The sequence below is a fragment of the Caulobacter zeae genome, from assembly GCF_002858925.1.
GTDB classification, from domain to species: domain Bacteria; phylum Pseudomonadota; class Alphaproteobacteria; order Caulobacterales; family Caulobacteraceae; genus Caulobacter; species Caulobacter zeae.
Genome location: NZ_PJRS01000010.1, coordinates 117,108 through 138,438, shown reverse-complemented (window position 1 = coordinate 138,438; position 21,331 = coordinate 117,108). Strand labels below are relative to the sequence as shown.

Below are 21,331 nucleotides of genomic sequence, written 5' to 3'. Positions count from 1 at the left end.
CCGTGGGGGAGGTGATCGCGAAGCGATCGGCGGGGGGAGTTTTCGCGAGATCGGCCGAGGCTTCGGAAGCTGAAAACGGCCCCCCCTCCGGCCCTCTGGGCCACCTCCCCCAGAGGGGGAGGATCTCGTTTTCCGGCCCCCTTTCCGCCGTGATCCAGGCGTAGCGCGGCGATGTCGCATTCCGCTGGAGACCCCCCATGCGCCTGGCCTGGGATCGTATCGCCGTCGTGCTGGTCAGCGCCGGGGCCTGGGCCATGGTGCTGCTGGCCGGGCCGCATCTGGTGCATGGCCTGCGCAGCGCGCCGCGCCTCTTGGCCCACGTCGGGGCGGGACGTCGCTGGCAGGGCTAGGCGGCGCGTGACGCAGCGGGCGACCTACCGTATGAGACGCCCATGGCGTCCGCCACCATCGCCCGCCTGCGGCTCACCGACTTCCGATCCTACGAGCGCGCCGATCTTTCGACCGGCGGGCGCAGCGTCTACCTGTTCGGGCCCAACGGCTCGGGCAAGACCAATCTGCTGGAAGCCGTCAGCCTGCTGTCGCCCGGCAAGGGCCTGCGCGGGTCGAGCCTGGCCGAGGTCGGGCGCCGCCTGCCGGGCGAAAGCGTCGGCCGGGCCTGGGCCGTGGCCGCCGAGATCGAGCAGGCCGAGGGCGAGATCCTGAAGGTCGGCACCGGAACGGAACTGGCCGGGGCCTCGCGCCGCATCGTCCGCCTCGAGGGCGAGACCGTGCCGCCGGGCCGCCTGGCCGACCACGTGCGGCCCATGTGGCTGACCCCCGCCCAGGACCGTCTGTTCCTCGAGGCCGCCTCGGAGCGGCGCAAGTTCTTCGATCGGCTGGTGTTCGCCGCCGAGCCGGCCCACGCTAGCCACGCCAACGCCTACGACAAGGCCCAGCGCGAGCGCATGCGCCTGCTGTCGGACGCCGCCGACGGCGGGGCGCCGGCCGATCCGGCCTGGCTGACGGTGCTGGAGGCCCGCCTGGCGGCCGCCGGCGCGTTGATGGCCGAAGCCCGGGCGCGCACGCTTGTCGCCTTGCAGACCGAGATCGACGAGCGCGGCGACCGGCCGTTCCCGCAGGCCCGCCTGACCCTGACCGGCGCCTGGGAGCTGATGGCCCTGGACGGGGTTCCGGCCGCTGAGATCGAGCTTCAGCTGGCGCAGGCCCTGGCCGCCGCGCGGCCGCGTGACGGCGCCGCGGGCAGGGCCTTGACAGGCCCGCACCGGGGCGATCTGGCGGTGTTCCACGTCGACAAGGACCGTCCGGCCTCGGAATGCTCCACCGGAGAGCAAAAAGCGCTGATTTTGAACCTGGTTTTGGCCCAGGCGGCGAGACTTTCGCGTGCGGAATCCGCGCCGAATCCTATAGTGTTGCTCGACGAAGTCGCCGCGCATCTCGACCTCACCCGGCGAGCCGCTCTGGCCGACGAACTCACGGCGCTCAAGCTCCAGGCCTTCCTCACCGGCACGGACGAGTCGCTGTTCGACCATCTCAAGGGTCGGGCGTTGGGCGTTCGCGTCAGCGAGGCCGGCCTGATCCCCATTGAGTCTACGGCTCTGGAAGACGAATGACCGAGAATACCGAAGGCCAAGTCCCCGAAGTTCCCGAAGAAGCCGTCGCCGGCGAATACGGCGCGGACTCGATCAAGGTCCTCAAGGGCCTGGACGCGGTGCGCAAGCGCCCGGGCATGTACATCGGCGACACCGACGATGGTTCGGGCCTGCACCACATGGTCTACGAGGTGGTCGACAACGCCATCGACGAAGCCCTGGCGGGCCACGCCACCAAGGTCCAGGTGATCCTCAACGCCGACGGTTCGGTGACGGTCACCGACGACGGCCGCGGCATCCCCACCGACATCCACGAGGGCGAAGGCGTCTCGGCGGCCGAGGTCATCATGACCCAGCTGCACGCCGGCGGTAAGTTCGACCAGAACAGCTACAAGGTCTCGGGCGGCCTGCACGGCGTGGGCGTCTCGGTCGTGAACGCGCTGTCGGACTGGCTGGAACTGCTGATCCACCGCAACGGCAAGGTCCACCAGATGCGCTTCGAGCGCGGCGACGCGGTGACCTCGCTGAAGGAGACCGGCGTCTCGCCGGTGCGCGAGGACGGCCCCAAGGCCGGCGAGGTCCTGACGGGCACGGAAGTGACCTTCTTCCCGTCCAAGGACACCTTCGCCTTCATCGAATTCGACCGGAAGACCCTGGAGCACCGCCTGCGCGAGCTGGCGTTCCTGAACTCGGGCGTGACCATCTGGTTCAGGGACAACCGCGACGCCGAGCCGTGGGAAGAGAAGCTCTATTTCGAGGGCGGCATTGAAGCCTTCGTGCGCCACCTCGACAAGGCCAAGACCCCGCTGCTCAAGGCCCCGATTATCGTGCGCGGCCGCAAGGACAAGGTCGAGCTGGACCTGGCCCTGTGGTGGAACGACAGCTACCACGAGCACATGCTGTGCTTCACCAACAACATCCCGCAGCGGGATGGCGGCACGCACCTTTCGGCCTTCCGCGGCGCCCTGACCCGCGTGATCACCAGCTACGCCGAGAGCTCGGGCATCCTGAAGAAGGAAAAGGTCAACCTGGGCGGCGAAGACAGCCGCGAGGGCCTGACCTGCGTGCTGTCGGTCAAGGTGCCGGACCCCAAGTTCAGCTCGCAGACCAAGGACAAGCTGGTCTCGTCGGAAGTCCGCCCGGCCGTCGAAAGCATGGTCGCCGAGGGCCTCTCGACCTGGTTCGAGGAACACCCGAACGAAGCCAAGCAGATCGTCAGCAAGATCGCCGAGGCCGCTGCGGCCCGCGAAGCCGCCCGCAAGGCGCGCGAACTGACCCGCCGCAAGAGCGCGCTCGATATCACGAGCCTGCCGGGCAAGCTGGCCGACTGTTCGGAACGCGATCCGGCCAAGTCCGAAATCTTCATCGTCGAGGGTGATTCGGCCGGCGGCTCGGCCAAGCAGGCCCGCAACCGCGACAACCAGGCCGTCCTGCCGCTGCGCGGCAAGATCCTGAACGTCGAGCGGGCGCGCTTCGACAAGATGCTGTCGTCCGACCAGATCGGCACGCTGATCACGGCGCTGGGCGCCGGCATCGGCCGCGACGACTTCAACCCGGACAAGGTGCGCTACCACAAGATCGTGCTGATGACCGACGCCGACGTCGACGGCGCCCACATCCGCACCCTGCTGCTGACCTTCTTCTACCGGCAGATGCCGCAGCTGATCGAGCGCGGCTACATCTACATCGCCCAGCCGCCGCTCTACAAAGCCAGCAAGGGCAAGTCGTCGCGCTACCTCAAGGACGACACCGAGATGGACGCCTTCCTGGTGGACGAGGGTGTCGACGGCGCGGAGCTGGACCTGTCGTCGGGCGAGCGCCTGATCGGCCAGGACCTCCTGGCGCTGGTGCAGCTGGCCCGTTCGGCCAAGGCCAATATCGACCGCCTGGCGGCGCGCGCCCCGGCCTCGGCCATCGAGCAGGCGGCCCTGGCCGGCCTGCTGGGCGAGACGCCGGACGCCAATGCCGCGGCCGGCCGCCTGAACCTCTACAACGAGGAGGGCGACGGTCCCTGGAGCGGCGAGCGGGGCGACACCGGCTACGTCTTCAGCCGCGTGCGTCGCGGCGTGTCGGAGCGCATCGTGCTCGATGACGTGCTGCTGCACGCCGCCGACGCCCGTCGCCTGGCCGAGCGCGGCGTCAAGCTGGCCGAGGTGTTCGCCAAGCCGGCCGTGTTCCGCCGCAAGGACAAGTCGACCACCATCCGCGGTCCGCTCGACCTGGTGCAGGCCGTGCTCGACGCCGGCCGCAAGGGCCTGACCATCCAGCGCTACAAGGGGCTGGGCGAGATGAACCCCGACCAGCTGTGGGAAACCACGCTGGACGTCGACGCCCGCACCCTGCTGCAGGTCAAGGTCAACCACGCCGACGACGCCGACGACATGTTCAGCCGCCTGATGGGCGACCTGGTCGAACCGCGCCGCGAGTTCATCCAGGAAAACGCCCTGGACGCCGAAGTCGACGTCTGACGACGCTTGGCCCCTTGCGGGCGAACGATGTTTTTGAAACCCTCCCAGGTTGAGCGACCTGGGAGGGTTTTTCATGCCGGTTTCGATGTTGGCGGCCGCGATGCTGGCGCTTTCGGTTCCGCAAGGGCCGCCGCCGCCGGCGGTCGACGAGGTCGAGGTCTCGCCCAGGGGCGTGGATCCCTATCCGGCCTTCGTGCGGCGGGCCACGCCCCTGACGCCGGCCGGCAAGGTGATGATGTGGTCGGCGGCGCTGTGCCCCTACGTGGCCGGCGGGCGGACCGAGGAGAACCGCTACCTGCACGACCGCATCAGCCAGACGGCGCGCGCGGCCGGGGTGCGGATGGCGGCCAAGGGCTGCCGGCCCAACCTCACAGTGGTGCTGGCCGACGAACCCGAGGCGCTGGTGCGCAAGGCCAGGGCGGCCGGCAAGTTCTGGGTCGACCGCGAGCGGCCGGTGAGCTTCGAGCGCTACGCCACCACCGACCGGCCGGTGCGGGTGTGGACCAACTTCGCCGAGGTCGACGTGATGCGCGGCGCGGTCAGCGCCGACGGCCTGGGCAACGACCTGCTGATGTACACCACCAGCAGCGCCGGCTCGCGCGTGCGCACCTCGGTGGTGGGGGTGATCCAGGACCAGTTCGTGGTGGTCGATCGTCGGCGGATGGGCGGGCGCAGGCTGGCGGGTCTGGCCGACTATGTCGCCCTGGCCGGGGTGGCCTCTGCCCGGGCCGACCAGGATTATGCCGGCTTCAACACGGTGCTGAACCTCTTCACCGAAGAGGGCAGGGCCGACGCCTCGCCGATGGACCGGGCCTATCTGCGCGGCCTGCAGACGGTGAAGCCCGACTCGCCCGGCGGCTCCCAACTGGGCCAGGTCGTCACGGCCATGCGCGCCGAACGCGACGGCAAGACCGGGCGCTAACCCGCGGGCGAAACGCCCCGACAATGCAGAGAAGACAGCCGCCGGACGAGGACCGCCTCGGCCCCGGGCGAACCTCCGCACCCATTCCGACACGCACCCGCCATCAAGTTCGTGTAAAGGCTAGGGATCTTTCAGGTCTCGCCCCGTTCATGCGGCCTCCCGAAGCGGAAGGCCGATCGTTCCTATCGAAGACCTGGTCCACGTGATAAGAGGCCCGCCCCCCAGAATCAGGCCGAGGGCGGGGCGGTAGGCGTTAGGAGAAGCCAAAAATGAGCAGGGTGCTGGTTATCGGCGCAGGTGGCGTTGGTTCGGTCGCTGTCCACAAGATGGCGATGAACACGGATATTTTCTCGCACATCACCTTGGCGAGTCGCACGAAGTCCAAATGCGACGCCATCGCCAAGTCGGTGCTGGAGCGTACGGGCGTGACCATCGACACCGCGGCGATCGACGCCGACGACGTCGCCGCCACGACCGCGCTGATCAAGTCGGCAAAGCCGGCCCTGGTGGTCAACCTGGCGCTGCCCTACCAGGACCTGGCGATCATGGACGCCTGCCTGGCGTCGGGCGTGAACTATCTCGACACGGCCAACTACGAGCCGCGCGACGAGGCCAAGTTCGAATACAGCTGGCAGTGGGCCTACCAGGACCGCTTCAGGGACGCCGGCCTGATGGCCCTGCTGGGCAGCGGCTTCGACCCGGGCGTGACCTCGGTGTTCACGACCTACACCAAGAAGCACCTGCTGGACCGGATCGACACGCTCGACATCCTGGACTGCAACGGCGGCGACACCGGCCTGCCGTTCGCCACCAACTTCAACCCCGAGATCAACCTGCGCGAAGTGACCGCCCCGTCGCGTCACTGGGAAAACGGCCAGTGGATCGAGGGCCCGGCGCTCAGCCACAAGCAGGTGTTCGACTTCGAGGGCGTCGGCCCCAAGAACATGTACCTCATGTACCATGAGGAGCTGGAATCCCTGGCCAAGTTCTATCCGGAGATCCAGCGCATCCGCTTCTGGATGACCTTCGGCGACAGCTACCTCAAGCACCTGGAAGTGCTGGGCAATGTCGGCATGACCAGCATCGAGCCGATGATGTTCCAGGGCCGCGAGATCATCCCGATGGAGCTGCTCAAGGCGCTGCTGCCCGAGCCGTCGTCGCTGGGTCCGCTCACCAAGGGCAAGACCAACATCGGCACGATCGCGACCGGCGAGAAGGACGGCAAGGCCCGCACCGTCTACGTCAAGAACATCTGCGATCACGAGGAAGCCTACGCCGAGACCGGCAACCAGGCCGTCAGCTACACCACGGGCGTTCCGGCCATGATCGGCGCGGCCATGATGCTGACCGGCAAGTGGCAGGGCGCGGGCGTGTTCAACATGGAGCAGCTCGACCCCGATCCGTTCATGGACATGCTGAACCAGCACGGCCTGCCCTGGACGGTCGAGGACCTGGCGGCTCCGCTGGCTTTCTAAGGACCAAGAACGAGACCCATGGAAACCAGGGCCGGTGATCCGGGCGCCTTCGCGCATTTCGACCTGAACCGCGTCGCCTCGCCCGCCTTCGTGGTGGACGAGGTCGCGGTGCGGCGCAATCTGGCCGTCCTCAAGGACGTGCGGGACCGCGGCAACGCCCGCGTGCTGCTGGCCCTGAAGGCCTTTTCCATGTGGTCGCTGGCGGACGTCGTCGGGGAATATCTCGACGGCGTCTGCGCCTCCGGCCTGTGGGAGGCGCGGCTGGCCCGCGAGTTCTACAAGGGCGAGCTGACCACCTATTCGCCGGCCTACAAGGCGCAGGACCTGCCCGAGATCCTGCGGCTGTCCGACCACGTGATCTTCAACTCGCCCGACCAGGTGGCGCGTTTCGCGGACCTGATCGCGCAAGCCCGCGCGGACGGCGAGGTTTTCGAGATCGGCCTGCGTCTGAACCCCGAACATTCCGAGGGCGAGGTCGCCAAGTACGACCCGGCCCAGCCCTGCTCGCGCCTGGGCTTTCCGGTGTCGCAGCTGCGGCCCGAGCACATGCAGGGCGTCGATGGTCTGCACATCCACGCCCTGTGCGAGCAGGACTTCGAGCCGCTGGCCCGCATCTGGGCGGCGGTGGAGCCTACGCTTACTCCGCTGCTGGGCGGGGTGAAGTGGCTGAACCTGGGCGGCGGTCACCATGTGACCCGCGCCGACTACCAGACCGACCGGCTGGTCGCGTTCCTCAACGAGGTGGCCGATCGCCACGGCGTGCAGGTCTATCTGGAGCCGGGCGAGGCCGTGGCGCTGGACGCCGGCATCCTGGTCGGCGAGGTGCTGGACGTCTTCGACAACGGCATGCCCATCGCCATCACCGACATCTCGGCGACCTGCCACATGCCGGACGTGATCGAGGCCCCGTACCGTCCCGCCATGCTCAAGGAGCCGGCCGAAGGCGTCGCCGTGCGCCTGGGCGGCCCGTCCTGCCTGGCCGGCGACATCATCGGCGACTACGTCTTCGCCGAGCGCCCGACGCCGGGAACGCGCATCGCGTTCCTGGACCAGGCCCACTATTCGATGGTCAAGACCAACACCTTCAACGGCGTGCCGCTGCCCGCGATCGCGCTGTGGAACAGCGACACGGACGTGCTGCGGCAGGTCCGGCAGTTCGACTACGCCGCCTTCCGCGACCGGCTTTCCTGATCGCGATTGGCCTGATCGCGTCGGCCTGAGCGGCTAGCCGGCCGGCGGGATGTCGGCCTTGGTGGGGCGGAAGATCTCGAACATCGCGGCGGGGTCGACGGCGACATAGTCGCCGCGGCCGCCCCAGCGCAGGATCGGCCGGCCGGCGGGCGCGTCGTAGACCCGGTCGGGCCGGATCAGCCGGCGGTCGATGTGCACGGCCACGACCTCGCCGAAGGTCATCCAGGTCTCGACCGCCTCTCCGGCGGCCGTGGTCAGCTGGAACGACTGGGTGACGCGGCACTCGAAGTTCACCGGGCTTTCCAGCACGCGCGGCGCGGCGATCAGGCTGCTGTCGACCGGCGTTAGCCCGGCCAGCTCGAACTCGTCCTGGCCGGGGGCGGCGGGGGCCGAGGTCATGTTCATCGCTTCCGCCAGCTCGCGCGTGGCCAGATTCCAGCAGAACACGCCGGTGGCCTGGACGTTGGCGATCGTGTCCTTCCAGCCCGTCGAGGCGAAGCCGACGATCGGCGGGGTGTAGTTGAAGGCGTTGAAGAAGCTGTAGGGCGCGAGGTTGCGCCGCCCCTGGGCGTCGACGCTCGAGATCCAGCCGATCGGGCGCGGTCCGACGATGGAATTGAACGGATCGTGGGCCAGGCCGTGGCCGTCGCGGGGGTGGTAGACGTAGGCGTCGGCGGCGGCCATGCAGTGGGATCCTCGGTGGAGCCTCGTGCAGGTAGGAATGGGGGAGGCGACCCGAAAGACCCTCTCCCTTTGGGAGAGGTGTCGGCGAAGCCGACGGAGAGGGGAGGGACCGCAAAATCGGTCGCCTCTGCGGCAGCTGATAACGTCCCCCCTCCGGCCCTTCGCGCCACCTCCCCCAGAGGGGGAGGATCTTTCTAGCTCCACCCGCCTCCCAACGCCTTGTAGATGGCCACGACGTCGGTGTTCACGCCGGTCTCCGCCACGGTCAGCGAGTCTTCGGCCGCCAGCAGGGTGCGTTCGGCGTCGAGCAGCACCAGGAAGTCGATGCCGCCTTCCTTGTACTGGATGCGGGCCAGTTCGGCGGCGCGGCGCGAGGCGGCGGCCTGGTCGGCCAGGCTCTTCAGGCGGGCCTGGCGCTGGGCGTAGGAGACGAGCGCGGTTTCCAGGTCCTCGATCGCCGCCAGCACGGTCTGGTCATAGGCCGCCAGGGCCGCGTCGTTGCGGGCCTCCGCCGCCTTCAGCCGCGCCCGGGCGCCGCCGAGATCCAGCGCCGGCCAGCTGACCGCCGGCGCGACCGACCAGGCCTGGCTGGCGCTGTCGCCGAAGCCCGACGACGTGCCCGACAGGAAGCCGACGAAGCCGGTCACCCGCACGCGCGGGAAGAGGTCGGCCGTGGCCACCCCGACCTTGGCGGTCTGGGCCGCGAGCCGGCGCTCGGCCGCCTGCACGTCTGGACGGCGGCGCAGGAAGTCCGACGCCTCGCCGATCGGCAGGGCGGTCACCAGCGGCGCGGGCTCCTCGGCGCGGGGCGCCAGCTGGGCGTCCAGCGCGCCGGGCCGCTGGCCGGTCAGCACGGCCAGGCGGTAGTTGGCGCGGGTGGCGGCGGTGACGAGGTCGGGGATCGTGCCTTCGGTGGCGTTGAGGCGGGCCTCGGCGCTGGCGACGTCGATGGCCCCGCCGGCTCCGGCCTCGAACCGCACGCGGGTCAGGCGCAGGGTGTCGCGCTGGGTCTCGAGGTTGCGGCGGGCTACCGCCAGCCGGGCCTGGGCGCCGCGCAGTTCCAGGTAGTTGCGGGCCACTTCGGCGGCCACGCTGACCTGCACGTCGCGCAGGTCGGCCTGGGCCGCGCCGGCCTCGGCGCTGGCGGCCTGCACGCCGCGGCGCACCCGGCCGAAGAGGTCGATCTCCCAGGCCGCGTCGAGGCCGGCGCGATAGCTTTCGACCTCGACCCGCTGGTCGGAGAAGCCGGGCTGCTGCTGCTTGGTGTCGGTATAGCCGCCCGAGGCGGTGACGCGCGGGATCTGGTCGAGACGCGCGTCCTTGAACAGGGCGCGGGCCTCGTCGACGCGGGCCACGGCGACCTTGAGATCGAGATTGGCGGCCAGGGCCTGGGAGACCAGGGCGTCGAGCGTCGGGTCGCCGAACGCCTTCCACCACTGGGCCTCGGGATTGGCGATGGTGGAGACGACGGCGGGGGTCGCGTTCTGGAAAGCGACGGGGGCGGGCGTCGGAGCCTTGTAGGTCGGGCCGACGGCGCAGGCCGTGGCCAGCAGCGAGGCGCCGGCGATCAGGGCTGTGCGAAGGAGGGTCATGGGAGCCTCGGAAGTCTCCCTTCCCCCTCGATGGGGGAAGGGGCGGGGATGGGGGTGGTGCTGAGGTGGGGGAAGGTAGCGCGGCCGACGCCGCTTCACCCCCACCCCTGGCCCCTCCCCCATCAAGGGGGAGGGAGAGGTTTGTGCTAGTGCGCCTGCGCCTCCACCGCTGGGGCCGTCTTGACGGTCGCCAGCGACTTGCGGCCCGAGAGCCGGCGGATGACGTAGTAGAACACCGGCGTCAGGATCAGGCCGAAGACGGTGACGCCCAGCATGCCGGAGAACACCGCCACGCCCATGGCCCGGCGCATCTCCGCGCCCGCACCGTGCGACACCACCAGCGGCCAGACGCCCATGATGAAGGCGATCGAGGTCATCAGGATGGGACGCAGACGCAGGCGGCAGGCTTCGAGCACCGCCTGGAGCGGCGTGTCGCCCTCGATCTCGCGTTCGCGGGCGAACTCGACGATCAGGATGGCGTTCTTGCACGCCAGCCCCACCAGCACGATCAGGCCGATCTGGGTGAAGATGTTGTTGTCGCCGCCGGTGACCAGCACGCCGACCAGGGCCGACAGCAGGGTCATCGGAACGATCAGGATCACCACCAGCGGCAGGCTCCAGCTTTCGTACTGGGCGACCAGCACGAGGAAGGCCAGCAGCACGCACAGCGGGAAGATGTAGATCGCCGTGTTGCCGGCCAGGATCTGCTGGTAGGTCAGCTCGGTCCATTCGAAGCCGATGCCGTTGGGGAGCTCCTCGGCCGCGATCTTCTCCAGCGCCGCCTGGGCCTGGCCGGTCGAGAAGCCGGGGGCCGGGCCGCCGTTGATCTCGGCGGTCAGCATGCCGTTGTAGTGCATCTCGCGGTCGGGACCGGTGGCCTCCTTGAAGCTGACGAAGGCGCCCAGCGGGATCATCTGGCCGTCGCCGTTGCGGGTCTGCAGGCGCAGCATCTGCTCGGGTTGCAGGCGGAAGTCCTGGTCGGCCTGCACGTTGACCTCGTAGGTCCGCCCGAAGCGGTTGAAGTCGTTGACGTACAGCGAGCCCAGATAGACCTGCAGGGTCTCGAACAGGTCGGTCAGCGACACGCCCTGGGCCCGGGCCTTCTCACGATCGATGTCGGCCTGGATCTTGGGCACGCTGACCTGGTAGCTGGAGAAGACGCCGGCCAGGGCCGGATCCTTCTGCGCCTTGGCGATGATCGCCTGGGTCTGCTTGTAGAGCTCGTCCGAGCCGAGGCCGGCCTTGTCGACGATCTGCATGCGGAACCCGCCGATGGTGCCCAGCCCCTGCACGGACGGCGGCGGGAAGACCGCGATCTGGGCGTCGGGGATGGCGGCGAACTTCTGGTTCAGCTGGCCCACGATGGCGCCGGCCGACAGGTCCTTGCTCCTGCGGTCCTTGAAGTCGCTGAGCGGGAAGAACACCGCGCCGGCGTTGGGGCTGTTGATGAAGCCGTTGGCCGACAGGCCCGGGAAGGCCACCGAGTGCTCGATGCCCGGGGTCTTCATGGCGATGTCGCCCATCTGCTTGATCACGGCCTCGGTGCGGTCCAGCGAGGCGGCGTCGGGCAGCTGCACGACGGCGACCACATAGGCCTTGTCCTGCTGCGGCACGAAGCCGGACGGGGTGCGGGCGAACGCGAGAGCGGTGAGCAGCAGCAGGCCGCCATAGACGAACAGCGAGGCGGTCGAGCGGCCCAGGGTCGCCTTCACGCCGCGGACATAGCCATTCGAGGCGCGGTGGAAGACCTTGTTGAAGGGAACGAACAGCCAGCCCAGCAGGCGGTCGATCAGCTTCTGGAAGCGGTCTTTGGGCGCGTGGTGCGACTTCAGGAGCACAGCGGCCAGGGCCGGCGACAGGGTCAGCGAGTTGATGGCCGAGATGATCGTCGAGATGGCGATCGTCAGGGCGAACTGGCGGTAGAACTGGCCCGACAGGCCGGTGATGAAGGCCGTGGGGATGAAAACCGCGCAGAGCACCAGGGCCACGGCGATGATCGGGCCGGTGACCTCGCTCATCGCCTTGCGGGTGGCCTCGGGCGGCGAGAGGCCGTTCTCGATGTGGCGCTCGACGTTCTCGACCACGACGATGGCGTCGTCGACGACGATGCCGATAGCCAGCACCAGGCCGAACAGGGTCAGGGCGTTGAGGCCGAAGCCCAGCAGCAGCATGATCGCGAAGGTGCCGATCAGCGACACCGGCACGGCCAGCAGCGGGATCACCGAGGCCCGCCAGCCTTGCAGGAAGATCACCACCACGATGACCACCAGGATGATGGCCTCGACCAGGGTGTGGACCACCGAGTCGATGCTTTCCTGCACGAAGGCGGTCGTGTCGTAGATGATCTCGTAGTCGACGCCCTCGGGGAAGTCCTTCTTCAGCTCCTTCATGGTCTTCTTGACCTCGGCCGCCATCTCCAGGGCGTTGGAGCCGGGGCGCTGGAAGATCGGCACGGCCACGGCCGACTTGTTGTCCAGCAGCGAGCGCAGGGCGTAGTTGTTGGCGCCCAGCTCGACGCGGGCCACGTCGCCCAGGCGGGTGATCTGGCCGTCGGCGCCCGAGCGGATGATGACGTCGCGGAACTGGTCCTCGTCGGTCAGGCGCCCGGGGGCGTTGATCGACAGCTGGAATTCCGCGCCCGAGCCGGCGTTGGGCGGCGCGCCCAGCTGGCCGGCGGCCACCTGGACGTTCTGCTCGCGCAGGGCCCGCACGACGTCGCCGGCGGTCATGCCCAGAGCGGCCACCTTCTCCGGATCCAGCCACACCCGCATGGAATAGGCGCCGGCGCCGAAGATCTGCACGTCGCCCACGCCGTCGATGCGCTTGAGGCGGTCCCGCACGTTCAGCTGCGCGTAGTTGCTGAGGTACAGCATGTCGTAGCGGTTGTTGGGCGAGACCATGTGCACGACCAGGGTCAGGTCGGGCGAGGCCTTGTTGGTGGTCACGCCGATGCGCTGCACCTCCTGGGGCAGTTTCGGCAGGGCCTGGGCGACGCGGTTCTGCACCTGCACCTGGGCCTTATCCAGGTCGGTGCCGAGCGCGAAGGTCACGGTCAGGATCATGGCCCCGTCCGAGGCCGACTGGGACGACTGGTAGATCATCCCCTCGACGCCGTTGATGGCCTGCTCCAGCGGGGCGGCGACGGTCTCGCCGATCACCGACGGGTTGGCGCCGGGATAGGCCGCGCGCACCACGACCGTCGGCGGCACCACCTCGGGGTACTCGCTGATCGGCAGGTTGGGCAGGGCGACAAGCCCCGCGATGAAGATGACGATGGACAGCACGGCGGCGAACCGCGGTCGTCCGACGAAGAATTTTGCGAAGTTCATGGGGAGCGTCCGGGGAGGAGAGGGACGAGTTTGGAGACCCCCTCGGCCTTTGCGGGAGAGGGGAGCGTTCAGAGGGGCCGCCCTCGTCCTTCGACAGGCTCAGGAAGAGGGCTACTTTTGCGAGGGGCGGGTCAGGCGAAACCCTCATCCTGAGCTTGTCGAAGGACGAGGGTTTCGCGCTCTGCCGTTAGTTCTGGCTCGTGCTCGTCGCGACCGAGGCCACCTTCTGCGGGCCGACTTCCAGCTGGCCCAGATCGGCCGCCTGCGTCTTAACCGCCACCGGGGCGACGGTGTCGCCGGGCTTGACCTTCTGCAGGCCGCCGACGATCACCCGGTCGCCGGGCTTGAGGCCCTGGCGGACGACGCGCAGGTTGCCGGCCAGCGGACCCACCTCGACCGGGCGGTACTGGGCCTTGTTGGCCTGGTCGACGACGATCACGTAGCGCTTGCCCAGATCGGTCGCGATGGCGCGGTCGGGGGCCAGGGCCACCGTCTGGCTGGCGGCGCTGACCAGGCGGATGCGGGCGAACAGGCCCGGCGTGAACTTGCCGTCGGCGTTGGCGAAGATCGCCCGGCCGCTGATCGTGCCGCTCTTGGCGTCCAGGGCGTTGTCGATGAACGACAGCTTGCCCTCGTGCGGATAGCCGTCCTCGGTCATCAGGCCCATATAGACTGGGCTTTCCTTGCCGCGCTCGGCGGCGGCGTACTTCAGGAAGGTCTGCTCGTCGGCGCTGAAGGCCGCGTAGATCGGCGCGTCCGAGACCACCGTGGTCAGCATGTCGGCCTGGGTGACCAGGTTGCCGCGGGTGATCAGGGCCTTGGAGACGCGGCCGTCGATCGGCGAGGTCACCTTGGTCCATTCCAGGTTCAGGCGGGCGGTCTGCAGGGCGGCCTGGGCGGCGGCGAGGTTGGCCTGGGCGGCCTTTTCTTCCGAGGCCAGGCGGTCGAATTCGCTGCGGGCCAGGGCGTTCTGGTCGATCAGCCGCTGGCCGCGCTCGCGGTTGACGACGGCCAGATCAAGGCCGGCCTTGGCGCGGGCCACTTCGGCGCCGGCGCGGGCGGCTTCGGCCTGGAACGGGCGCGGGTCGATCTCGAACAGCACCTGGCCCTTGCGGACATAGGCGCCTTCGGCAAAGCGCACGGCGTTCACATAGCCGCCGACCCGGGGGCGGATGTCGACGGTGTCGACCGCCTCGAGGCGGCCGGTGAAGTCGTCCCACTGGCGCAGCGACTTGAAGGCCACGTCGGCGACGGTGACCTGCACGGCGGGGGCGGGGCCCTGTTCGGGCTTGGCCTGGGCGCTGCAGGCGGTAAGGACCGCCAGCGCGGCGAGGCCGGCGAAGGTGTTGATGGCTTGGCGCATCGGAAGACCTGTCGAAAGAGACGCCCGGGGAGGCGAGCGGACAAGAAAGGAGAGCGGACGGGGAGGCCCGCCTGGGGAGGGACGCTTGGGACGACTATTCCCAGGTCGGCGGGCGATAGGGCCGCGACGATCGGGTGCGGGGCTTGGGCGCGGCGGCCTTGCCGATCCAGCGTTGGATCGACCGGCCGTGACGGGCCGCGCTGGCCAGCCACCCGGTGGAGAGGCAGGCCGCGGCGGCTTCGGGGGCGGCGGTGATGTCGCTCGCGTTCGGCATGGCTTGCGCTCCGTTCAAGGGGTAAGAGGGTGAGAAATGTCGCAGGGTCTGTTGCTTGACTTGGCTCGGCGGAATGACGATTTAGGATGTGACGATACCGTTCGGTATCACTCCCTGGTGGAGAGATACTGACCGGTAACTCTCACGTCAAGGCGAGGTGCTACGAAAATGGCTGCGAGAAAATCTGGGGAGGTCGGCTCGGGGGAGCTGGGAGCCGGGACGGCGTGCGCGCCGGACGGCCCGCCGGCGTCCAAGAGGCCCGCCCGCGACCGGATCTTCGAGACGGCCCGCGAGCTCTTCTACCAGCACGGCATCCGGGCCGTCGGCGTCGAGGCCATCGCGGCCGAGGCCGAGGCGACCAAGATGACGCTGTACCGGAACTTTCCCTCCAAGGACGAACTGGTCGCAGAGGTCCTGCGAGAGCAGGAGCGCGAATACTGGGCCTGGTGGGACGGCGTCACGGCCTGCTGCTGCACCGATCCGCGCGCCCAGCTGGAGGCGATCTTCGACGCCTTCGAGACCAAGGCCTGCGACATGAACGTCCACGGCTGCCCGCTGTCGAACGCCGCCATCGAGTTGCACGAGGAGAACCACCCGGCCCAGCAGGTGTCGGTGAACTACAAGCGCTCGCTGCACGGCCGTCTGATCGACCTGTGCCGTCGTGGCGGGACCACCGACGACGAACTGGCCGACGCCCTGATGCTGCTGATGGAGGGCGCCTACACCGCCCGCGTCACCCTCGGCGCCGACGGCCCCGCCCGCTCGGTCGCCCGCGCCGCCCGCAGCCTGATCCGCGTGCACCTGGGCGAGCGGTAGTCGCGCTCAAAGATCCTCGCCCTCTGGGGGAGATGGCCCGGAGGGCCGGAGGGGGGGCGTTTTCAGCTTTTGTTGAAGTCGTCGTTTCTTCCCTCTCCGGCGACACCTCTCCCTTCAGGGAGTGGGTCTCAGTTTAGCCGCCAGCCCGCGCGCCCCTGCCATCGCGTCGGCCCAGGTGACCTCGAACCCGGCGTCGTCGCCGTAATAGGGATCGGCCACGGCCTCTCCGGCCCGCCCGTCGACGTGATCGAGCAGCAGGCTTAGCTGCGCCCGGCTCCCAGCCGGCGCCAGGCGCTTCAGGTTGCGCAGATTGTCCAGATCCAGCGCCACCACGTGGTCGAAGCGCTTGAAGTCGGCCGCCGTCACCTGCCGCGCCGCGTAATGCCCGATCTCCACCCCGTGCCGTCGCGCCGTGGCCTGCGCCCGCCGATCCGGCGGATCGCCCGCATGCCAGCCGCCGGTGCCGGCCGAATCCGCCACGACATCCAGCCCCAGCCGCTGCGCCTCCAACCGGAACGCGGCCTCGGCCAGCGGCGAGCGACAGATGTTGCCCAGGCAGACGAAGAGTACGGAAACGGTCATGCCCCAGCGCTACGGCCAAACCCGCCGCGCCGACAACTCTGAATTTTCAGGAGTATCTTCAAGGAGAAGAAGAATGGCGCGCCCGGAACGATTCGAACGTCCGATCCTCAGATTCGTAGTATCATTAAGTATTCGTCTTCGATTTACGCCACAGTACGCCACATCCCGAAACATATTGTACTTGTTGTATATTCCATCCGGAGCATCGGATGTGATAGGATAGCTGCGCAGGTCGAGATTTAGACTTTTATGGCCGCCACCCCGTAGTAGCGCCCGTACTAAATCCCGCCACATCCGATGCAGCTGACCGTTAGATTTCGAACATGAGCAGCCAAACGTTTTCGTTCTCGGACCGGGCGCTCGCCCAGCTCCCCCTGGCCCACAAGGGCCAGTACATGGTCCGCGACCGCGACCTTCGCGGCTTCTTCGTCGTCGTGGGCGTCCGCAAGAAGACATACGTCGTCCAGGCCGAGTTCTGGCAGGACGGCCAGCGGAAGGGAAAGCGCCTAGCGATTGGCGCCGTCGACGAGATGTCCGTGCGCGAGGCCAGGATCGCCGCCAAGGGAACGCTGGCCAGGATCCTCAGCGGCGAGTTACACCGCGAAGAGTCCAAGGCCAAGGTAGCCGCGGAGGCCGCAGCTGCCCCCGCCGTCGGCGGAGCCGAAGGCGGCAAGGGCGTGACCTTGAGGCAGGCCTGGGCGCGCTACCGGTCGTCGCATATGGAACGGAAGGGTCGTAGCGAGGCGACCATCGAAGGCTATGGCGACCACGTCGAGCGTCTGTTCTCCGACTGGCTCGACAAGCCGCTAAGCGAATTGGGCGAGAGCCCAGGCATGGTCGCCGACCGCCACGACAAGATCACGCACGACAATGGACCCGGCATCGCCAACGGGGCGATGCGGACGCTACGGGCGATCTACAACCACGCCCGCAAGCGCAACCGGGACCTGCCGCCCGAGAACCCTACACTCGCGGTCGACTGGAACGTGGTCAAACGCCGGGACACGGCCATGGGCGTGGAGGACCTGCCAGCATGGATCGAGCAGGCCAGGCGCCTTCGCCACCCAATCCGGCGCGAATTCCACCTGTTCACTCTGCTGTCGGGCAGTCGGCCGGCCGCCCTTCTCAGGGCTCGAGTCGAGCACCTGAACCTGCGCGAACGCGTCCTGCACATGCCACGCCCGAAGGGCGGCGAGGACCGCGCCTTCGACATCCCCCTATCGCGGGCGATGGTCCGGTGCCTGGTCCGCGCCATGCGCGCCAGCCGTTTCTTGCTTCCCGACCAAGCGGCGACCTGGATCTTCGCTGGCGAAAGCCGCGAGGGGCACATGACCGTGCACCGCGAACAGCGCCAGGTTCTCTGCAAGTTCGGCAATGACCTTCGCCAGACCTATCGGACCGTCGGGCAGGCGGCGGGCCTCTCCGAATTGGACTGCCACCTGCTGATGAACCACAGCCTGCCAGGCGTGAACGCCGGCTACATCACCCGCGCCAAGCTCCTCGTCGGCCACCTGCGCAAGGCTCAGGAGGAGATTTCCCGGCTCGTCATCGCCCAGTCGGGTGGCGACGGCGCGCGCTGGCCTACGCTGCCGTCGCGGAAGATCGGCGACCCGCTGCGCGACCCCACGCCGCCGGATCGGCGAACCAAGACCTACTGCGAGACCAACCCGCTCACAGTGGAAGGCAAGCCTCGGCGGCGCGTTGGCCGGCCGCCGACGAAGAACCGCGCCGGCACCAGCCTCCTCGTCGATGCGGTGTGGGCGAGGGAGGCGGCGCACGCCTTGGGCTGAGTGGTCCAGGCCCTCACGCGCCAAGGCCGGCGCGCCCGCCCGGCCATCCTGGCCACTTCCCTATCCGCGCCGATGGCCGGATCTGGCCGGACTTGCTGACGGGCAGCTAGACAAATTTGCGGGAATACTAGGAAAAACTGAGACTTACAGCCGCAAACATTTCGCCCGAAGCAGTGAACAGACGCGTTTGCATGTTGCTGGCCGGATTTGGCCGGATTTGGCCGGATTCTCAGTTTTGGCCGGATCCGCGATAGCCCGAGACTCGAATCTCTTTGTGCGCACAACAGTTTATGAGTTTTGGGACCAGCACGCGCCTAAGACTAATCCGGCCACAACCCAATCCAGTACCCGTGGCCGGATTCGCGGGCCTTGGCCGGATTCCTAGATCGTCTTGTCGCTGCGCTGGTAGTCGGTGGCCGGTCCCTTGCCCTTGCGGACAAGGAAACCACGCTCGGTCAGCCCGGCAAGGTCGCGACGAGCCTGGCGCTCGGACACGCCATGCTGATCCATGTACTCGGGCAAGCGAATGGAGTCGCCCGGCCGAAGCTGGGCCAGGGTCGCGCCCTGGCGCTCATTAAGCGCCGTCGCGGTCGCCGCAGCCCCGATCGGCTTGGCCAGAGTCGGCTTTGGCTGAGACGCCTTCCTCGGCGCGTCGGCGGCGAAAATCGTTAGGGTCACGCCCGTCGAGGCGACCTTCCAGCTCGGGGCTGGTGCCCCAAGCTCGGTGCAGGCCGCCAGGATCTTCTGGGTGCCGCGACCGATCCGTTCCATCAGCCGGCGAAGATAGAGAACGTGGGCTATGTCCGGATTGGTGGGGATTGAGGGGTGAGGCCTTAAGAGGTCGGCGACCTTGAGCCCCGCCGGAAGCTGACCAGAGTTCCAGATCTCGATGCGGTCCGGATAGACCGAAACCGCCACGCCGCCGGAGAAGCTCGCATAGTCGCGGTGGGCCAGAGCGTTGACCAGGCCTTCGCGCAGGGCGTCCTGGGAATAGTTGGGACGATCCTCGCGGCCGTGGCCGTCCCCGCCGAAGCGGGCCTGGATTCGCACGTGAGCGCCGACCTTGTCGAACAGGCGGTTAAAGACCTGGACGAGCGGGCCTTCGAACACCTGGTTGTCCAGAAAGGCCGCGCCGGTCTTGTCCGAGGCGTACTGGACGAACCGCACGCGGCATTGGGGATGGCGCATGGCGGGCTTTGCGGCGAAGACCACGTCGCAGGCCTGGGTCAGGCCGCCTGAAACCACCATGCCCAACTGGCGCAGGACCGTGAAGGTGTCTTCCTCCCCCGTGAAGGCGTAGCGGTCCGAGCTGCGGGCGTCTTCGACCGTGGCGCGGATTTCCCGCTCGACGAGGTCCTCGTCCTCCAGCCCGACCGAGGGACGCCGCTCCCAGCGCGCAGCTTCGACGGAGCGGACCTGAGCCAGCTCGCGAAGAGCGTCCGACGTGGCCGGGAGCGTGCGGCGGCCCGATCGCACCCAGATCTTGCCGTCAACGACATAGGGCTTGTCGCGTCCTTGCGGGGCCTCGATGGTGATGATCGAGACATCGCCTTCGACATCGACACTCAGGGTGAAAAGCGCCGTCGGCGTGATGGCGTTCTGAAGGTAGGTCTCCAGCTCAGCGCGCATGATGTTGGCGCTAGGCACGCCCAGGATCGAGCCGTCGGCGTCGACGCCGACGAAGACGACGCCGCCGCGCGTGTTGAGAAAGCCGCAGACCAAGGCCGCAAGGCCGGCCTTGTCGGCCGCATGGGGCGCGAAGGCCGCCAGCGGGCCTTCTCCCTCGTCGATCTGGGCTCGGATATCGGCGAAGATCATCGCTGCAGGTCCTCCTGCACGCGGGCCCGGACGCGGTCTACATCGGCGAGGTGTTCGTCAAGGAACCTACGGACCTCCTGGAAGCGGTAGAACTGAGCGGTGGCGTAGCGCAGCGCGTCCTCGCCGTTGACGAACTTCTGCACCCAGTTGCCCGTGCGGTCCTTCAATTGGATGTCCTCGCGCGTGGCGGCCTCGTACATGTCGATGACGCGCAGGTCGTCCATCACCGACCCGCCCGGCTTGAAGGGCGACTGCGCGCGCTTCTCGGCTGTATCATAGCCCATCCTGGCCAGCAGCTTGCGGGCGAAGACAACGTGGTCGTGAGCCAGAAGCCAGCGCGGCTTGTTCTCCTCGATCGCCGTCAGCAGTTCCTGATGCGTGATCGAGATCCCGTCCCCGTCGCGGCCCGAGCCATACTTGGGCGTGATGATGCCTAGGAAGAGATCGCATGCCTTGACCGCGGCAATGCAATTGTCGAACGCACTGACGTTGGAGAAGGTTGGCTTCAAGGGCGGCGAGGCGTAGAGCTGTATCGTCGTGCGGCTTCATAACCTTCTTGAAGCTGTATCGACCGCAACTGTCCACTCAAACGTTACTATAGTAGGAGTAACCCGCGTGCTGGAGCGGCCTGGGCTAGGCTAGAGGCTTGCGTTGAAACGTGGGCCCCGCGACAAGCGGCCATGCTCGTCCAGCTCGCCGCTGCAATCATCGCCTGTACGTCTCCAGCCGTGCACGACGGAGATACGCTGCGATGCGGCCAGGAACGTGTCCGGCTCTTCGGCGTCGATGCGCCGGAGGTCAGGCGAGGCGCGAAACCCGCCGAGCCCTTGGCCTATGAAGCACGGGACGAACTATTGCGACTAACGCGTGGACGGGTGGGCTGCCGCTTTGTCGATCGAGATCGATATGGCCGGTTCGTCGGCCGCTGCTGGTCCGATGCAACGCCCGACGTAAACGCCGCGCTCATCCGATCCGGCCTTGCGACAGAGTACCGCCGCTACAGTAAGGGCGCATATGCCAGGGAAGAAGCCGAGGCCCGCTCTGCCAAGAGAGGCCACTGGGCACCGGCTCCATAGGAGGATTTCGATTCGGACAGGGCCGAGCGACAACCTGTCGGAGTGCGGAGGATGGGATGCGGTGGCGGCGGGATGGCGCGTGCAGGATCGTCGCCCCGGACTAAAACCCGTACTAATCGCGGATTTAGAACGGGCCACGCCCCAGGGAGGTGGGCAAGTTATTGATTTTCCTGGAGAAAATGGCGCGCCCGGAACGATTCGAACGTCCGACCCTCAGATTCGTAGTCTGATGCTCTATCCAGCTGAGCTACGGGCGCGCATTTCTTGGCAAGTAGGACTGGCGCACCCGACACGATTCGAACGTGTGACCTTTGCCTTCGGAGGGCAACGCTCTATCCAGCTGAGCTACGGGTGCATCCGCCTTGCGGAAGCGCGGTCTTAGCTGAAAGCCGCGCTCGCGC

General features: G+C 68.0%; 17 protein-coding genes and 2 tRNA genes. 9 read left to right on the top strand and 10 right to left on the bottom strand.

Going from position 1 to position 21,331, the window contains the following annotated elements:
- The first annotated feature begins 197 nt into the window (after positions 1-197).
- The 6 genes from SGCZBJ_RS25550 to SGCZBJ_RS04140 all read left to right on the top strand — a co-directional run bounded on the left by SGCZBJ_RS25550 (position 198) and on the right by SGCZBJ_RS04140 (position 7,606).
- Positions 198-350, top strand: a complete 153-nt coding sequence (locus SGCZBJ_RS25550; protein ID WP_165799233.1) for a hypothetical protein — start codon at positions 198-200, stop codon at positions 348-350.
- A gap of 42 nt (positions 351-392) precedes the next feature.
- Positions 393-1,571, top strand: a complete 1,179-nt coding sequence (gene recF / locus SGCZBJ_RS04160) for a DNA replication/repair protein RecF (RefSeq protein ID WP_101716758.1) — start codon at positions 393-395, stop codon at positions 1,569-1,571.
- Positions 1,568-4,018, top strand: coding sequence for a DNA topoisomerase (ATP-hydrolyzing) subunit B (gyrB, locus tag SGCZBJ_RS04155; RefSeq protein ID WP_101716757.1), 2,451 nt, complete (start codon positions 1,568-1,570; stop codon positions 4,016-4,018). The genes recF and gyrB overlap by 4 nt, the downstream gene beginning before the upstream one ends.
- Positions 4,019-4,091: 73 nt before the next feature.
- Positions 4,092-4,940 carry a hypothetical protein gene (locus SGCZBJ_RS04150; protein WP_101716756.1) on the top strand — a complete coding sequence of 283 codons (849 nt, stop codon included), beginning with the start codon at positions 4,092-4,094 and terminating at the stop codon, positions 4,938-4,940.
- A gap of 269 nt (positions 4,941-5,209) precedes the next feature.
- Positions 5,210-6,415 (top strand): saccharopine dehydrogenase family protein, encoded by a 1,206-nt coding sequence (locus SGCZBJ_RS04145; RefSeq protein WP_101716755.1) that lies wholly within the window; start codon positions 5,210-5,212, stop codon positions 6,413-6,415.
- 18 nt (positions 6,416-6,433) lie between these two features.
- A complete protein-coding gene (locus SGCZBJ_RS04140; RefSeq protein WP_101716754.1) occupies positions 6,434-7,606 on the top strand; it encodes a carboxynorspermidine decarboxylase in 1,173 nt (390 codons plus the stop codon).
- A gap of 33 nt (positions 7,607-7,639) precedes the next feature.
- Here SGCZBJ_RS04140 and SGCZBJ_RS04135 read toward each other — a convergent pair whose 3' ends face one another.
- The 5 genes from SGCZBJ_RS04135 to SGCZBJ_RS04115 form a co-directional block, all read right to left on the bottom strand.
- On the bottom strand, positions 7,640-8,290 hold the full coding sequence (locus tag SGCZBJ_RS04135) for a flavin reductase family protein (RefSeq protein ID WP_101716753.1): 651 nt from the start codon (positions 8,288-8,290) through the stop codon (positions 7,640-7,642).
- A gap of 194 nt (positions 8,291-8,484) precedes the next feature.
- On the bottom strand, positions 8,485-9,882 hold the full coding sequence (locus tag SGCZBJ_RS04130; RefSeq protein ID WP_101716752.1) for an efflux transporter outer membrane subunit: 1,398 nt from the start codon (positions 9,880-9,882) through the stop codon (positions 8,485-8,487).
- 146 nt (positions 9,883-10,028) lie between these two features.
- The gene (locus tag SGCZBJ_RS04125) at positions 10,029-13,211 is read right to left on the bottom strand and encodes an efflux RND transporter permease subunit (RefSeq protein WP_101716751.1); all 3,183 of its coding nucleotides are present in this window, start codon (positions 13,209-13,211) and stop codon (positions 10,029-10,031) included.
- A gap of 187 nt (positions 13,212-13,398) precedes the next feature.
- Entirely contained in the window at positions 13,399-14,574 is a 1,176-nt protein-coding gene (locus tag SGCZBJ_RS04120) for an efflux RND transporter periplasmic adaptor subunit (protein ID WP_101716750.1), read from the bottom strand.
- Between the two features lie 94 nt (positions 14,575-14,668).
- The gene (locus SGCZBJ_RS04115; RefSeq protein ID WP_101716749.1) at positions 14,669-14,848 is read right to left on the bottom strand and encodes a hypothetical protein; all 180 of its coding nucleotides are present in this window, start codon (positions 14,846-14,848) and stop codon (positions 14,669-14,671) included.
- Positions 14,849-15,016: 168 nt separating this feature from the next.
- On the opposite strand from SGCZBJ_RS04115, the gene SGCZBJ_RS04110 reads away from it, so the two are divergent.
- The gene (locus SGCZBJ_RS04110) at positions 15,017-15,664 is read left to right on the top strand and encodes a TetR/AcrR family transcriptional regulator (protein ID WP_101716748.1); all 648 of its coding nucleotides are present in this window, start codon (positions 15,017-15,019) and stop codon (positions 15,662-15,664) included.
- 114 nt (positions 15,665-15,778) lie between these two features.
- Here SGCZBJ_RS04110 and SGCZBJ_RS04105 read toward each other — a convergent pair whose 3' ends face one another.
- Positions 15,779-16,246, bottom strand: coding sequence for a low molecular weight protein-tyrosine-phosphatase (locus tag SGCZBJ_RS04105; RefSeq protein ID WP_101716747.1), 468 nt, complete (start codon positions 16,244-16,246; stop codon positions 15,779-15,781).
- 323 nt (positions 16,247-16,569) lie between these two features.
- On the opposite strand from SGCZBJ_RS04105, the gene SGCZBJ_RS04100 reads away from it, so the two are divergent.
- Positions 16,570-18,036 carry an integrase family protein gene (locus SGCZBJ_RS04100; protein ID WP_205685316.1) on the top strand — a complete coding sequence of 489 codons (1,467 nt, stop codon included), beginning with the start codon at positions 16,570-16,572 and terminating at the stop codon, positions 18,034-18,036.
- Between the two features lie 381 nt (positions 18,037-18,417).
- Here the strand turns inward: SGCZBJ_RS04100 and SGCZBJ_RS04095 are convergent, their stop codons facing one another.
- Both SGCZBJ_RS04095 and SGCZBJ_RS04090 read right to left on the bottom strand, forming a co-directional pair.
- Positions 18,418-19,854, bottom strand: coding sequence for an ATP-binding protein (locus SGCZBJ_RS04095; protein WP_101716746.1), 1,437 nt, complete (start codon positions 19,852-19,854; stop codon positions 18,418-18,420).
- Complete coding sequence (locus SGCZBJ_RS04090; RefSeq protein WP_205685315.1) at positions 19,851-20,363, bottom strand: DUF4062 domain-containing protein; 513 nt, start codon at positions 20,361-20,363, stop codon at positions 19,851-19,853. Before SGCZBJ_RS04090 ends, SGCZBJ_RS04095 begins: the two co-directional genes overlap by 4 nt.
- A gap of 171 nt (positions 20,364-20,534) precedes the next feature.
- On the opposite strand from SGCZBJ_RS04090, the gene SGCZBJ_RS04085 reads away from it, so the two are divergent.
- A complete protein-coding gene (locus SGCZBJ_RS04085; RefSeq protein WP_101716744.1) occupies positions 20,535-20,930 on the top strand; it encodes a thermonuclease family protein in 396 nt (131 codons plus the stop codon).
- Between the two features lie 180 nt (positions 20,931-21,110).
- On the opposite strand, the gene SGCZBJ_RS04080 is transcribed toward SGCZBJ_RS04085, so the two are convergent.
- Positions 21,111-21,187: transfer RNA gene (locus tag SGCZBJ_RS04080), tRNA-Arg, on the bottom strand.
- A 21-nt stretch (positions 21,188-21,208) separates the two neighbouring features.
- Positions 21,209-21,285 (bottom strand) — tRNA-Arg (locus SGCZBJ_RS04075).
- Positions 21,286-21,331: the final 46 nt, after the last annotated feature.

Coding starts and splice junctions, on each gene's coding strand:
- SGCZBJ_RS25550 (WP_165799233.1), top strand. CDS start 198: ATGCGCCTGGCCTGGGATCGTATCGCCGTCGTGCTGGTCAGCGCCGGG.
- recF (WP_101716758.1), top strand. CDS start 393: ATGGCGTCCGCCACCATCGCCCGCCTGCGGCTCACCGACTTCCGATCC.
- gyrB (WP_101716757.1), top strand. CDS start 1,568: ATGACCGAGAATACCGAAGGCCAAGTCCCCGAAGTTCCCGAAGAAGCC.
- SGCZBJ_RS04150 (WP_101716756.1), top strand. CDS start 4,092: ATGCCGGTTTCGATGTTGGCGGCCGCGATGCTGGCGCTTTCGGTTCCG.
- SGCZBJ_RS04145 (WP_101716755.1), top strand. CDS start 5,210: ATGAGCAGGGTGCTGGTTATCGGCGCAGGTGGCGTTGGTTCGGTCGCT.
- SGCZBJ_RS04140 (WP_101716754.1), top strand. CDS start 6,434: ATGGAAACCAGGGCCGGTGATCCGGGCGCCTTCGCGCATTTCGACCTG.
- SGCZBJ_RS04135 (WP_101716753.1), bottom strand. CDS start 8,290: ATGGCCGCCGCCGACGCCTACGTCTACCACCCCCGCGACGGCCACGGC.
- SGCZBJ_RS04130 (WP_101716752.1), bottom strand. CDS start 9,882: ATGACCCTCCTTCGCACAGCCCTGATCGCCGGCGCCTCGCTGCTGGCC.
- SGCZBJ_RS04125 (WP_101716751.1), bottom strand. CDS start 13,211: ATGAACTTCGCAAAATTCTTCGTCGGACGACCGCGGTTCGCCGCCGTG.
- SGCZBJ_RS04120 (WP_101716750.1), bottom strand. CDS start 14,574: ATGCGCCAAGCCATCAACACCTTCGCCGGCCTCGCCGCGCTGGCGGTC.
- SGCZBJ_RS04115 (WP_101716749.1), bottom strand. CDS start 14,848: ATGCCGAACGCGAGCGACATCACCGCCGCCCCCGAAGCCGCCGCGGCC.
- SGCZBJ_RS04110 (WP_101716748.1), top strand. CDS start 15,017: ATGGCTGCGAGAAAATCTGGGGAGGTCGGCTCGGGGGAGCTGGGAGCC.
- SGCZBJ_RS04105 (WP_101716747.1), bottom strand. CDS start 16,246: ATGACCGTTTCCGTACTCTTCGTCTGCCTGGGCAACATCTGTCGCTCG.
- SGCZBJ_RS04100 (WP_205685316.1), top strand. CDS start 16,570: ATGAGCAGCCAAACGTTTTCGTTCTCGGACCGGGCGCTCGCCCAGCTC.
- SGCZBJ_RS04095 (WP_101716746.1), bottom strand. CDS start 19,854: ATGATCTTCGCCGATATCCGAGCCCAGATCGACGAGGGAGAAGGCCCG.
- SGCZBJ_RS04085 (WP_101716744.1), top strand. CDS start 20,535: ATGCTCGTCCAGCTCGCCGCTGCAATCATCGCCTGTACGTCTCCAGCC.